This window comes from Ruegeria sp. AL2 (genome assembly GCF_056540845.1).
Genome location: NZ_JBQFXM010000027.1, coordinates 13,818 through 27,301 on the forward strand (window position 1 = coordinate 13,818; position 13,484 = coordinate 27,301).

10 protein-coding genes, 1 tRNA gene and 1 pseudogene are annotated in these 13,484 nt (G+C 54.9%); 6 read left to right on the forward strand and 6 right to left on the reverse strand.

The window, feature by feature from the left end; translation table 11 throughout:
* Window positions 1-4: 4 nt before the first annotated feature.
* Window positions 5-160: a hypothetical protein gene (locus ACR0ID_RS18540; RefSeq protein WP_209505784.1), complete on the reverse strand. Its 156-nt coding sequence runs from the start codon at window positions 158-160 to the stop codon at window positions 5-7.
* 83 nt (window positions 161-243) lie between these two features.
* Here ACR0ID_RS18540 and ACR0ID_RS18545 point away from each other — a divergent pair.
* Window positions 244-318 (forward strand) — tRNA-Thr (locus ACR0ID_RS18545).
* A 246-nt stretch (window positions 319-564) separates the two neighbouring features.
* On the opposite strand, the gene ACR0ID_RS18550 is transcribed toward ACR0ID_RS18545, so the two are convergent.
* Window positions 565-2,520, reverse strand: a complete 1,956-nt coding sequence (locus tag ACR0ID_RS18550) for a DUF3604 domain-containing protein (RefSeq protein ID WP_480607767.1) — start codon at window positions 2,518-2,520, stop codon at window positions 565-567.
* 340 nt (window positions 2,521-2,860) lie between these two features.
* Between ACR0ID_RS18550 and ACR0ID_RS18555 the strand changes: the two genes are divergently transcribed.
* Both ACR0ID_RS18555 and ACR0ID_RS18560 read left to right on the forward strand, forming a co-directional pair.
* A complete protein-coding gene (locus ACR0ID_RS18555; RefSeq protein ID WP_480555608.1) occupies window positions 2,861-3,685 on the forward strand; it encodes a peptidyl-prolyl cis-trans isomerase in 825 nt (274 codons plus the stop codon).
* Window positions 3,682-4,680, forward strand: a complete 999-nt coding sequence (locus ACR0ID_RS18560) for a HupE/UreJ family protein (protein WP_480518992.1) — start codon at window positions 3,682-3,684, stop codon at window positions 4,678-4,680. The genes ACR0ID_RS18555 and ACR0ID_RS18560 overlap by 4 nt, the downstream gene beginning before the upstream one ends.
* A gap of 521 nt (window positions 4,681-5,201) precedes the next feature.
* Here ACR0ID_RS18560 and ACR0ID_RS18565 read toward each other — a convergent pair.
* Entirely contained in the window at window positions 5,202-6,314 is a 1,113-nt protein-coding gene (locus ACR0ID_RS18565; RefSeq protein ID WP_480518990.1) for a linear amide C-N hydrolase, read from the reverse strand.
* 220 nt (window positions 6,315-6,534) lie between these two features.
* Here ACR0ID_RS18565 and ACR0ID_RS18570 point away from each other — a divergent pair, with 220 nt between their 5' ends.
* Window positions 6,535-8,079 (forward strand): hypothetical protein, encoded by a 1,545-nt coding sequence (locus ACR0ID_RS18570; RefSeq protein WP_480607771.1) that lies wholly within the window; start codon window positions 6,535-6,537, stop codon window positions 8,077-8,079.
* A 154-nt stretch (window positions 8,080-8,233) separates the two neighbouring features.
* Window positions 8,234-8,989, forward strand: a complete 756-nt coding sequence (locus ACR0ID_RS18575; RefSeq protein WP_480607774.1) for an IS5 family transposase — start codon at window positions 8,234-8,236, stop codon at window positions 8,987-8,989.
* Between the two features lie 207 nt (window positions 8,990-9,196).
* Here ACR0ID_RS18575 and ACR0ID_RS18580 read toward each other — a convergent pair whose 3' ends face one another.
* The 3 genes and pseudogenes from ACR0ID_RS18580 to ACR0ID_RS18590 form a co-directional block, all read right to left on the reverse strand.
* Window positions 9,197-11,848 (reverse strand): AsmA family protein, encoded by a 2,652-nt coding sequence (locus tag ACR0ID_RS18580; RefSeq protein ID WP_480607777.1) that lies wholly within the window; start codon window positions 11,846-11,848, stop codon window positions 9,197-9,199.
* 309 nt (window positions 11,849-12,157) lie between these two features.
* Entirely contained in the window at window positions 12,158-12,379 is a 222-nt protein-coding gene (locus ACR0ID_RS18585) for a hypothetical protein (RefSeq protein WP_480607780.1), read from the reverse strand.
* A pseudogene (locus tag ACR0ID_RS18590) lies at window positions 12,327-12,667 on the reverse strand (transposase). Before ACR0ID_RS18590 ends, ACR0ID_RS18585 begins: the two are co-directional and overlap by 53 nt.
* Window positions 12,668-13,017: 350 nt before the next feature.
* Between ACR0ID_RS18590 and ACR0ID_RS18595 the strand changes: the two are divergent.
* Window positions 13,018-13,344, forward strand: coding sequence for a potassium channel family protein (locus tag ACR0ID_RS18595; protein WP_480518982.1), 327 nt, complete (start codon window positions 13,018-13,020; stop codon window positions 13,342-13,344).
* Window positions 13,345-13,484: the final 140 nt, after the last annotated feature.

Genomic DNA, 13,484 nt, shown 5'->3' on the forward strand with positions numbered 1-13,484 from the left:
GCTCTTATCCCTCGTCCTTGTCAGGCTTGTCCCCCGCGGCCGCACGCGCCTTGGCCTGCGCCTTGCGACGCGCCATGTTGGCCTTCAGCGCCGCCTTCAGCCGCGCCTCGCGCGCATCGCCGGGTTTACCTTGTTTTTTGGGTGAATTTTTATCCGTCATGATCTTTCTCTACAGGAGGCGAAAAAAACCGTCCAGACACCCTTGCGCCGCGTTTCGTTTGAGTCTAATCACCCGCCCACAGCGCTGCTGTAGCTCAGAGGTAGAGCACTCCCTTGGTAAGGGAGAGGTCGAGAGTTCAATTCTCTCCAGCAGCACCATATCCCTTAAAAATTCACTTAGTTATCAATATATTACGCTTTTGAATATATTTTAGGCTTACTCCTTGGCCCACCTTATGGAAATACCATTCTCAATTTGGTTGTTTGCTATCCGAAAAATCGGCGCGAGTACCAACTGTGGTATACGATATTGGTTTTCTCGAAGCCTTGCGACACTTCCGGTAGCACAGCAGCGCCATCAAAGGGGCTGTCGAGGGTTACTGTCATCCCAAATTCCGCCATCCGTCAGCCTGCCGGCGTGTACCAGATCGGCGAGGTATAGGCGCGCTCCTGCTGCGACATTGGTGCACCTTCAGGAATCTCGATCCCGTAGCGATAGGCATCGTAGACATACCAAGGCGGTGTGGGGATCTCCAATACCCGGGCGTAGTAGAAGGCCGGGCGTGCCGGATCGAAATCCGGGTCGGTCCAGACGGTCGCAAGCTCGGATGCCCCGATCGAGTTGGCCCAGCTCGCCGTTGCCACATTCACCGTATCACCTACCGCGGGCAGCATGCCATCCGAGCCGGGGACGCGCCCGTCGGACCAGGCGACGTCATAGATGGCTTCGCTGGTCGTGCCGTCCTCATTGAGCCAGCCCTTCACGACCTGGATGCGGTCGAGGTTGGCGCCAATCGGATCCCTTAGCGCGGCCACCATGAATGTTGGCGCCTCGGCACCATCGGGTGCAGCGGACAGGTCAGCGCCCATTGGCACGCCTTTCGAATACCCTACGGTTGACGGAATACGAGATGCGATATCGGCCTCGTCAAAGTCCCAGCCACCGAAGAAACGAACCGATATTCTAGGGCCGGTCGTGGCGTAGACTTCCTTGCGCGCCATGGCGTCGAAGATGCTTTCGCGTGTATTCTCCTCGGCCCAGACCGCCGTGAGACCGGCAGCGACCATCTGCCAAGCGAACAGCTCACCGTTTTCATTCTTCATGAAAGGATGCTGCATCCGCTCTGCGGACGGCTCGTACCCGGTGTGCTTGCCAAAGAAATTCTCTTCTTCGGCGGTCACAAGACCGGTATGACTGTCTGTCGCGCCGCTGAACCCAAACTTGTAAGGATTTGTCCCGAACTCAGCTTCCAGCGCCAGCCCGCTCTTCAGCGCTTCGCGGGCATATTCTCGCGCCAGCATATCCTCGGTCTTGGCTTCGGATAGATCGAGGTTGCCGACATCCCAATTGTAATAGTCGGCAAACTCGTCATTCGGGCTGAGAAACGGGTGTGCCTCGCCGTCGCCCTTGATCTGAGTGATCTCATAGAGCGGTTCCCATTTGGCCCGGGCTTCAACGTACTCTTGAGTCACAGGCGAGCCGTCGAACCGGATGTCGATCGGAAACATCACCCCGTTGGACAGGTTGCCGTTATGTGCAAGTGCCAGCACCGCGCCGTTGGTCTTCTCCTCGTAGGCCTCGAGATAGGCATAGAGATCCATGGGATCGGGACTGCCCCAGGGCGGCGTCATCACCATGGGAACAACTTGCCCAACGCGGTCCGGCCCATCGCGGAAAATCACGTTGCGGTGCATGTTGTTGCCCGCGACGAGCGAAGTCCATTCGAACCCGAGCATTGGGGTAAAGATGCCGGGCTCGTAGAAGCGCTCGGCGGTCTTGAGGTTGTCCGACCAAATCGTTGCGAACCTTCGCGAGCCGGGCATGTAATTGTTGAACATTTCCTCTTCGATGGCGCCCTGAGAAACGCTTCCGATCAGGTCAAGCGCTGTATCCACTGCTGTCTGTCCGCCCGCGCGGAACCCGTCGGACCAACGTTTGCCCTGTTCATAGCGCGTAACCGACGGATTGCCTGCAAGAGCGTCGAAGATCATGCCCATACCGTCCGAGTGATCTGCAATAACCAGCCAGTCTAATGGGCGCGACAGGCGAACAGGCTGGCCAGAGGACGCGATGATCTCTTCTCCGCGCGCAAAACGATAAGCATCCTCATGGTCAAGGCGCGCACCGAAACCTCCGGCGTCCATAGATTGTCCCGTATGAAGATGCGTCTCTCCCCAAAGTGGCCGTTCCGGGAAAGTTCGACCAGCATAGGGTGAATAGGCCGGCGCTGGATAGGTATCGGCGAGCTGTTCCGAAGCTGGGGTCCATTCCTGCGCATGGGCTGGCATTGCCGTAGTGAGGACAGTCGTTGCGAGCAAGGCAATCGTGTTTTTTACGGCGGCGTGTCTCTGCTGTTCCATGTCTTCTCCTCCCAACGCTTCTGTTTTAGCATAAAACCATATTTTAGCGGTTTGGTCGAACAGTCCCCATGACCGAGATCAAACGGACGTCGTGCTTGGTATAGAGATTTGGCGTTGGAAATCTGGTCTGATTAAGGGCGCCCGTTTGGTGCCAAAGCTTCCGTGCCACGATACCCTTGATCATCGTCGAATGCATGGAATCCGGCGGTAAGGGTCGCGAGGTTGGCGATTGTATATGCCTCAAGATTACTTGGGTTTTGTGTAATAGCTTGCAATCACATCGCCGACCGTAGAGCTTACCCCCTTGTGGCGACTGATACCCGAAGGCCTGATGATACGCATGCGAACGCTTCTTCTTTCCCCGCTTGTCCATTTCTTCGCGCTTGGTGCCCTGATCTTTGCCGCATACGCGGCGATCGAGGATGAGCCAGTTGCGCTCAGCCCCGATATGATCAGCTTGACCGAGAGCGAGGCAAACCGACTGGTGCAGAACTTCATTGCCACCTGGAACCGCCCCCCCACGATCCGGGAGTTGGAGAACTTGATGCAATCGTGGGCGCTGGAAGAGGCCTATGTCCGCGAGGCGCTGATCCTCGGACTTGATCAAGGCGACGTGGTCATACGCCAGCGATTGAACCAGAAGATGAAGTTCCTCGCAGAATCCGGCGCCGCGATGGTGGAACCAGATGAGGCCATGCTTCAGACGTATCTGGACCAAAACCCGGAACGGTTCACGCAAACCGCTCGAATGGCTCTGGAACAGATCGTTGTGCCCGGAGATCGGGATACCTTAGAACTTCTGGCGCTGCTGGAGAACGGTGCCGACCCGGCGACGCTGGGACCGGCTACTCTACTGCCACAGTCCTTTCCGATAACGCCTTCGCCGGTGATCGACCGCACATTTGGAGAGGGGTTCCACGAGGCGCTGGCGGACCTGCCGGTCGGAAAATGGCAGGGTCCGGTCGAGAGCGGCTATGGCCTGCATCTCGTGCGGGTAATCGAGAGAATGGACGCCGTGCTGCCACCGCTGTCCGAAATCCGCGACCGCGTAAAGGCCGAATGGCTCGCCGCTGAGACAAAGAAAATGCGCGAAAGCTTCGGTCAAGCGCTGCTGGATCGCTACACCATTATCTTGCCCAACGCCGAAGAGGTGTTGAACAGATGAAACGGCTGCTGTTACTTCTGCTCGCCATTTCCGCCATCTGTCTGCCGGGATACGCGCCGGCCCACGCGCTTGATCCAGGGTATCTCGATCTCGCGTCCATGGGGCAAGAGCGCTGGCGCGTGACCTGGCGCGCACCTGACGTGAACGGTCGAATGATGCCCATAGAGGCTCGCCTGCCAGGGAACTGTTCACATGAGCCGCCTCCGTCACCGTCCTTTGATGGACGTGCCTGGACAACCGCATGGGTAACCACCTGTCCAGGAGGCCTTGAGGGCGGTGTGATCGAGATCGTCGGGCTGGAGCAGACCAGAACGGAAACCTTAGTGCGGTACGAATTGGAACCCGGACAGACGCAGGTGCGTCGCCTGACATGGACCGAAACCGCATTCACTGTACCTGAGGATCCTGGGGTTCTCGACATCCTTTCGAGCTATGTCGCGCTCGGAGTGACACACATCCTCGAAGGCCTTGATCACCTGCTTTTTGTCTTCGCGCTTGTGCTGCTGATACGCGATCGCAGTCGGTTGTTCTGGGCGATCACGGCGTTCACCGTTGCGCACAGCATCACGTTGGCTTCGGCCACTCTCGGCTGGCTGAACCTCCCTCCTCCACCTGTCGAGGCCGTGATTGCGCTTTCAATCGTGTTCCTCGCCCATGAGCTATCGCTTTCACCGGAGAACCGTGACCCGTTGGCCGTGCGTTTCCCCTGGATCGTCGCTTTCGCATTCGGCTTGATACATGGTCTGGGGTTCGCCGGGGCACTGAGAGAGATCGGCTTGCCTGAAGGGGACATTCCACTGGCCCTGTTTGCTTTCAACGTCGGGGTAGAGCTTGGTCAGATCCTGTTTATCGTTGTGGTACTGACCATTGGGTTCGCGGCCCGGCTTCTCTATCCGGCAGTAAAAGAGCGAGCGGTCCAGCTTGAACACGTGACAAGTTACTGCATTGGTAGTCTAGCCGCCTTTTGGGTGATTGAACGGATTGCGGGATTTTGAGCGAAGTTTGAAGAAGCTACCGAAAAAGCCACTGGTGCAAACCTTCGCCCGCGAACACCTATCCAAGCTTTATCGGCGGCTACGCCAAGTTGTCTGACGTGGATTGGAATAAGCGTGAGGTCATAGCAATTCATCTGGTTCATCTACGAAACTACACAAATGCATTACTGCGGTTGTTGGATTGGTTTGATTGAAACAGGGCTTTCGGATCAAAAGAACCACTTATGCCGTCATCGTTATTGATTTCGGTGTATATAAAAAGTTGGGTGAAAGGCCCTCTGGCTAGATCAATTCAGTGTAAGTGGTGACAGTGCCAGGGTTGGTATTAATGGTCGTGTCTTAGGCTCAGGACCTACAAATCTTGCTCGTATAAAGTGATCGGCTGGCTGCGAGGAGCTGCAACTATTCAATTCGGGCAGAGGTCTGCCTTGGTTCAGGGGATTTAGGCTCGCAATGTTCCGCCGCCCCGGATTTCCGGAGCGGCAGTTGTCATGTGATACTTGGAGGGGTCGGTCTAAGTTTCAGGAGTTCGCGTTGCAGGTCCCCCATTTTACGTCGCCATTGCCATCATTGGCCTGCTGGATGAGGTCGGCGCAGACAGGACCGTCGAAGGCCTTCGTGTCCTCAATGTTGAAAGTGATCGTCTGAGCCGTATCCATGGCGCGGGTGCGAATATCCCCATTGTCCAAGTTGTACTGGAAGCTTACCCAGGTGGGGTAGTCATCGCCTGCGCCGTTGTCCTGCGGGTCCTGGATGTTCAAGGGCACGGTCACCGAGTAATCGAAGGCCTGCTGGATGCGGCCCAGCGTTTCGGCGTAGTTCAGATCGCTGTAATCCTGGTTCATTGACGTCCAGAGCATCCGGACATTGCGGTTAGCCGACCCGATGTCGGCAGGGATGCCTTGCCCCGACGGATTGTTTGCAAGATCAAATTGGGCGGCGTACTCGCGCTGGTCCTGCTGGAGCGGGCTGTTGACCATGACCCGCAGATCGCTGTCGGTATCGCCGGTGTAGACGACCTCCAAGCCACCTTCGTTGAGCTGGAAGAGTGCGATATGGCCGCTTTTGTCGACCGCCGAGAAGTGCACGCCGTGGTAGCTGTCGCTGCCGCGCATCTTTGCTCCCCAGGCGATCTGGAAATCTCCGGCCTCGTGTCCGGCGACGACCTCGGCCACGGTGGCGTAGTTCTCGGCGATGAATGTCGTCAGGTCTGCCATGTTGACCGCTGGCGCACCGCTATCCTTGTGCTCGGTAACGAACGGTTTGGAGTCGTTCATGTAAAGGCCCATGGCGCTCAGGCCCTGGTCGTTGATTGCCTCGGCGGTGACACCGTGGAATGTCTCGTGCTCTTCCATGGCAACCGTGTGATACTTGACGGTCCATTCCTTTACGTTGGCGTATTCGGCAACATCAGAGGAAACGCGGGCTTCGCCCTCCGGGTGGACACGGGCATAGGCGCCCAGACGGCTGCCGCCCCAGTCCAGCGAACGGGTCACGATTGTGCCATGGTCCGTGTCGGCAACGAAGCGCGAACAAGCATTGGCTGTGACGGCAGTGGTGGTCACAGTGGCAGCCAGGATGGCGGTGATGGCGGTGGAGGTCCAGGAGCGGTTCTTGGTGTTGGAGGCTTTCATCTTTCTGTTTCCCTTCGGCTTTTGCGGATCTGTCCGCGTTTTCGATGATTGGGACTTAGCCAACGGTGTGATGAAGCGGGACGTCGACAACTGTTAACAACAGTTGGGCGATCAGAGCCGAACGCCAACCGATCCACCCGATGGGGAGCAATTTTGCAAACAGGTTGCAAGCGCGGGCTTGCGGCTTAGAGTTTAGGGGTTGAAGCTACAGAGGCTGACCATGAGAGACCAACCGAGCAACGAAGAGATAGCCCAACAACTTGAGCAAATCCTGGCGTCGCCTGACTTCACGGCTGGCCCAAGGATACAGAAATTCCTCGCCCACATTGTTACCGAAGAACTTGAGGGTCGGGGCGAATACCTGAAGGGCACTGCTCTTGCGATGGATATCTTCGGACGCGGCGCCGATTTTGACTCAAACAATGACTCCATTGTCCGGATCGAAGCGATCAAGCTGCGCAAGGCAATTGAACACTACTACCTGACGGCTGGTGTCGCCGACGAGATCATAATCACTGTTCCGAAGGGCAGGTATCGCCCGCAGTTCGTGCGGCGCGCGGTAGAGGAAAGCAAAATCCTAAAAAGAATCCCTCGTGGACTACCAACACTCGCAATCTTGCAGTTTGAAGGTGCGGACTCCGAAAAAGCCCTGATTTTCCGAGAAGGGTTGCCTGAGGAGATCGCGCTCGAGCTCGCCCGCTTTGGCCAGATCAAAGTGTTGTCAGGTTGGCACACCGACCACTCTACGCGGGAGATAGGGCAACAAGAACTTATAGAGAGCTCAGACTACATCTTGAGAGGCAATGTCCGGGAGGCTGGTGGGAGCCTGCGTGTGTCAGTTCAACTCGACCGAAACCCTGGAAAAGCTTTAGTCTGGTCCGACAGGTTTCGCGTTTCCGGCGATTCAGAAGATCCCTTCGATGTGCAGGAACAAATTGCGCGGCAATGCGCGACCCGTATGGCGGACGCCTACGGCGCAGTCGCCGAAGATCTCAATGCGCAATACTCCGGGAGGCGTGCGGAAGATGCAGGTGTCTTTGAGGCCCTTCTGGCGTTTCATGCACACATGCGGACTTCACGCCGATCCAGTCTCGAAGAGTTCAGTGACCTCATCGACACCGCGCTACGCGACAATCCTTCGAGCGGGTTGGCCCACGCGCTCAAGGCCATTGCACTAATCGAGGAAGCAGCTTTGGGCGCCCGGTCTGCGGAAGATGTTGTCTCCGATGGAAGGAGCCATGCAGAAACGGCCATCGCGTTGGCACCTAACTGTCAGGAAGCTCTCTACGCCGCTGCGAGTTTCGCGCGATTCCACGGTGAGAACACCCGGTACGCAAACCTGATAGAGCGCGCTATCGAGGCGAACCCGAATGCCACGTTGTTGACTGCGATGGTGGGAGGTTGGCTCGCCGCAATCGGGGACACGCGAGAAGCGACAGCCATGATCGAAGGCGCAAGAGAACACAACCCGCTACTGCCAATCTGGATCAACATCCCTTGTGCGCTCGATCCCTTCATGCGGGGCGAATACGAGGTGGCCTCGGATATGATCAGCGAGGTGGATGGCCGTGACAATCTGTACGACTGGATGCTGATTGCCGCCATGCATGCAATGGCCGGGCGAATAGATATGGGGAAAAAGGCTCTGGCGGCATTCTTCGAGGCCGGGGTCGACCCAGAATATTTCCTGCGTTCGATCCCGCTTGCGGAGCCTGTCGCAGGACGCATCGAGCAGGGGATTAGCGCTCTACTCTCCGTTAAATGAGCTCCAACCGAACGCGGGCTTTGGAAATTGGCGCTGTGTTTTGCTAACGGTTGCCCCTTCCGTCAGACGGCGGAAAAGTCGGCATTCTTGACGTTCGATATGGCGGTTCCAACCGGCGTAAGTCCGTGATTCAAGGGCGACGGGAGGAATGCACATGTCGCATCTGTTTTGGCATAAGTCAGACCACGTGAACCGCATCAAACACCTTTTCCCGAAACCTCGCGGGGGTGGACGATCCGACGACCGAATGGTGCTTAGCGGTATCATCCATGTCATTCGAAACGGCCTTCGGTGGCGAGACGCTCCGGCGGATTATGGGTCGCACAAGACGCTCTACAATCGTTTTGTGAGATGGTCCCGCATGGGTATCTTTGCCCGTATCTTTAGGGAACTGGCTCAGCCAGGACAGGATGGTGAAACCATCATGATCGACAGCACTCACCTGAAGGCACACCGAACAGCGTCAAGCCTCTCAAAAGGGGGGGCTCGAACGCGTGCCATCGGTCGCACAAAGGGCGGTTTGAACAGCAAACTGCACACGGTCTGCGACAGACGTGGAAGGCCACTGACGTTCTTCCTCTCATCCGGCCAGATGAGCGATGCAAAGGGTGCTATGGTGTTGCTGGGCAGCCTTCCACGAGCCAAATCACTCTTGGCAGACAAAGGGTATGATGCAGACTGGTTCCGTGAGGCGCTTGCCGAACGCGGCACCGAGGCCTGCATACTGGCGCGACGTGGTCGAAGAAATCCGGCTGAACATGACGCCAAGCTATATCGTCAGCGCCATCGCATCGAGAATCTGTTTGCCAGATTGAAAGACTGGCGCCGTATCGCGACGCGCTATGACAGGTGCGGTGACTTGTTCCTGTCCGCCATATGCCTTGCCGCGACCGTCATCTTTTTGTTGTGAGTCCTGACCGTAGGGACATGGCAACCTGGAACGCATAACTTTGCCCCGAGACATCAATTGAGCTGTTTGGGTCAAAGTTCAGCCAGACGCAGAATGCGGAATCGTTGCTTTCGGCATTGGTTAAAGTGATAAAGAACGTGCGGTTTTTCGGAAGAATTGTCTGCTTCTTAAACCCTAGATTTGTTCTTTCTCTGTCGGCCCCCGCCGCTACTGCAATTGCAAGATATCCGGAACGCATAGCTTTCTTTTTGTCGGCATTTTGTCCGCACCATCCGATCGTTTCAGTCTTTTTGGTCCGTCTTTGACCTTAACCTTCGGCTTAGCCAGCGGGCCCTTTAAAGTCACTGGCCACGGACTTCTCGAAAGAGGCTCTCCGATTTTGCGGGGTTGTAGATTTAGGTCCAAGGCCTTGCCCGCCAAATCAACAGCACCAAAGACGACAACCTGGACGTGATCTGTTTCCAACGTGGTTTGTTTCGTCGAGAGGTTCCCATTGGAAATACTAATCGGCGCTCGCAGACATACAATTGGAGCTACCTTCTGTTTTTCCTTGGTAAACACCCAAGGTAGCAGCCCTAACCCTGCCAGATCTAAAAGCTGGGTTTCGATCGAGCCATCACGCAGTGACACTGTGGCGTTGCCGCTCATAGTGTTAGTAAAATGCTTAGGTGAATCGGTTCCCCCTGTCACCGAAAAGTCTGTATAGATCTTACCGCTCGCGCCTTTCTTGAAGTTCAGATTGTGAAGAATATCCTCCAACTGCCAGCCACCCGCTTTGCCGGTCAACGTGAGCAGGTGCGCGTCGTTTGATAGATCCATTTGCCCGCTGACGTCAAAACTTGCGCCCCCGTATTCAAACTTCAAAGGCCCAGCCTTCAGCTCGTTTTTGTTGAGCGTCAGTTCGCTCTGCAAACTGCTGATGCCCTTGGCACCCTCTATGTGCCGAAGGTCGATGTCGACATCCATATCCATACCGGACAAGAGAATTGAACGCCCGATAGGTTTAAGCGTTACATCTCTTAGCGCACCTTGGTCGCGCTCGTCTTCTTGCTTAGTTTCTTTCTCTTCCGGCTCTGGACCGCCTATTTTCCTCAACTGTGCAGCAGCCTGAACGATGGTTCGGATCTGATCTACCTTTATCAGGTCACTCTCTATGGAACCCTGCAGTACAGGGTCACTTGTCGCATCATCAAGATCGGCCACAATTTGCAAGACCGAGTCGGCAACCTCGACGTTGGCACTCGCGTTCCAATCGGTGCCTTCACTAACGATGTCTATTTCAAGGCGAGCCTGCCCAGTTTCCACGCGTTCAAGCGATAGAGCCTCCAATAGGTCCGCTCCGGATGGGACTGCGACATCAATGGCCAAATCCAGGTCCTCGAATTTAAGTACATTTTTAACAGTGCCATGCACCTCGAGGTTCCAGACTTCCGTTTCGCTTGTCTTTGCATCCAAATTCGTCAGCGAAAGCTGATTGATGTCACCGTTCAAATGGAAGCCGCCGGAAAACCTGCCGAGTTGGTCGTCCGGTCCTAGGAGTTCTGGTGAGATCAAACTGCTTGCATGAATATCCATTAGGCCTTCGGCTGATATTCCTTGCACCTGAAGCGCGTCATCGACCGAACCTTTCAAAATGATAAACGGATTGGCGGGTTCCCCAATTCTCAGGTTGATGCTCCCGACCCTTAAGGCGCCTTCGGGTGTTCTAGAGAGCTCGGAGAACTCTATCGGGGGCGGGCCTTCGCCAGACGTGTCCAACGTGAAGCCGTTGGTCTCAATAACCATTTGTCGCTGCGGAACCTGCCCGGGCACGCTGTCAATAACCATGTCGACCGCGATAAGTTTAAGATCATATCGCGATGCGGCAGGGGCTGGTTCAGCATCTTCAGGGTACAACCTAATGCGGGTTGTCAGCGATACGTCTTCCGGGTTTCCCAATTCTCCGACCTGCCCTGTCAGCGAAAGGCTTTGTCCGCCTTCTAATTCAGCCGATACAGATAGGTCGTCAATTCGTGCTACGCCGTCAACTGATTTGAACGTTGCACCAATATTCCCAGTACCTTCCAAAACGCGGTTTAGCTTCAGGATATCGAGAAACTGGCCAAGTTCGGCAACATCTAAGGTCGTTTTCACTTGTAACCCGTTCTCTTGAGGGACTTCCTGAGCGGCAATCGAGATCTGTTCGAAGTTCACTGCAACCTGAAACGGGTCTTCCGCGGGAAATGTCCCGTTCAGATCAAAACTCTCTCCGTTTAGCGAACCAGTCCCAACTGCGGTCGCAACGTCGGTTTCCGTATCACGCTTCAAAAGCAACTCAGGCAGCTGCAGATTCAACTCAAGCCCGTTTAGATCGTTCCGGTAAAGAACGGCAACATTAGTCAGGTCAATTTTGTGGTCCGATAGAATTCCAGCTACTGGCAGTTTCGGAGATTTTGCAGGTTTCCCGGCATTAACGTCCGCTTGGGAAATGGACTGCCAGTTTCCGACGCCTGCTTTGTCTGTGATCAGGTTCAGGTGAACCCCCAAGAGAGAAAGGTCACTCAGCGAAAGTTTACTGTTCCAGAGGTCGCGCGCGGAAACTTCAAACTCAATTTCATCGATTGCTGCCAAGTTCACATCAGCATTCGGAGGTCCAGGCAATACCAGCCCCGCCGCTGATACCTGCAATTGCCGACCAAGACCCAGACGCACTTCATCTTCAATTCTAACCTCTTGACCAAGTTTCTTAGAGATCAGATTTTCAACGAAAGTTTTCCTGACAGAGGAAAACAACGCAGAAGACAGGAAAAGCCAAGCTGCCAACACAGCGACAAACGCGACAGCGCAACAAATCAACATACCTTTCGCAACGTATCGCAAGGCTTTCTCCCAGTATTCCGTTTCATCCCGTGGGCAACCTAGACCATTTGATCAATAAGTTAATGAAATATATGGTCGGCTACTATTCTGAACTGTAAATGACCTTGACCGTATAGCTGGCACTCTCGCCGATTTGGTCGAACGTCTAAGAAACGGGTAAATGACCAACGCTCTGTTTGTGCGGCACACCGGCCTGTTGCACAAATCAGGGGGTGAGCACACTTCCCCTTTCCCCGGACGGATTTATGCTACGGGCTCAGTGTTGGTTATGCCAAGAGCTGTGCAGCGGTTGAGCACCGCAATCCGGACCTAGAACTCGGCAACCTGCCGATTGAAGTCTCGGGCCATGATGCCTTGGCCAAGGAGTTTGACGCAGTTCATCTTTGCCTCTGCGCGGCTTGGGGCATCGCCGATGTTGCTTGTCGTGACATCAACCGCGCGGATCTCCAGTGTTTCTTCATCTATTCCGAGATGAAGCTTACGCCACAGGCGCTTTTTTACTGCCGCCATGTTTGCGGGCGTTCCACTCACCTTCGCCCTCAGCTTTGATCCCGGTCGCGTCGATCAACAGGTGCAACGGCCCAGTTCCACCGCGGTATGGGATAGAGACGTTCAACGTCTTCTGGTGACGACAGAGGGTAAGAAGTCCGGAACTTTCCGGTCAAGCCCTGCTGGGCGCAACAGGCTTTCAACGAACCCTGTCGTCTGGCGAAGCGGCATGCCGAACAGCACCTTCAGCATCAGACAAACCTGGATCGCTGCATCGCTGAACTCTGGCTGACGACCGCACTTGCCCGTCGCTGGCGCATACCATGCCATCTCAGGTTCAAACCAGATCGATAGTGAACCGCGCTGCTTCAACGCCGTGTTGTACGACGGTCAGTTCTTGGTCTTGTACTTCGTAGGGGACCAACTGCTCATACTCTCCAGCTATCAACTTGGATTCATGGAGTGAATCCCTAAGCGCAATTGTGCAACAAAACCCGGCACACCCAGTTTCTGAACAGCTGGTTTGAAGTGGATTTCAAAAGCCAGAAACGGACACGTTGCATGAGCTTTGACTATGGCTGCTGGACACATCTTCCAAACTACAGGCAATCAGATTCCTTCTATTCCCCACATTCATGTAATTACTGCTATATGTGAATTCTTCAATCAACGAGGACAAGATGAATTCACTAACCAGAATAACACGAGGGATAGGCGTCGCTTTCAAGGACGGTAGAGTTAAGGGCATCCTTGCCTTCACAATTGGAATGATTTTTTGGGCCTCGGTCTTTTACCACTTTGTCGAAGGTTGGAGTTGGCTCGACTCAATCTACTTTTCTGTAGTGACAATTTCGACCGTGGGGTTTGGTGACTTCTCCCCTGAAACTGCGGCAGGAAAAATCTTCACAATGGTATACATCATCGTGGGCCTCGGTGTCTTCGTGACAGCAGCTACCACGGTGGCAGATACGATCTTGTCTCAAGACGACGAAAAAACGGATAAATAGATTATACCCAATTCAGCCAAACTGAGTTCATGCGCAGGTATTAGTTTGACTAGGGTCAGGATTCATAACCAATAGATGACGGTTGCGGCCAGAGCGATGGCTGAGAGGAAGACCTTGGGACAGCGATCATAGCGTGTCGC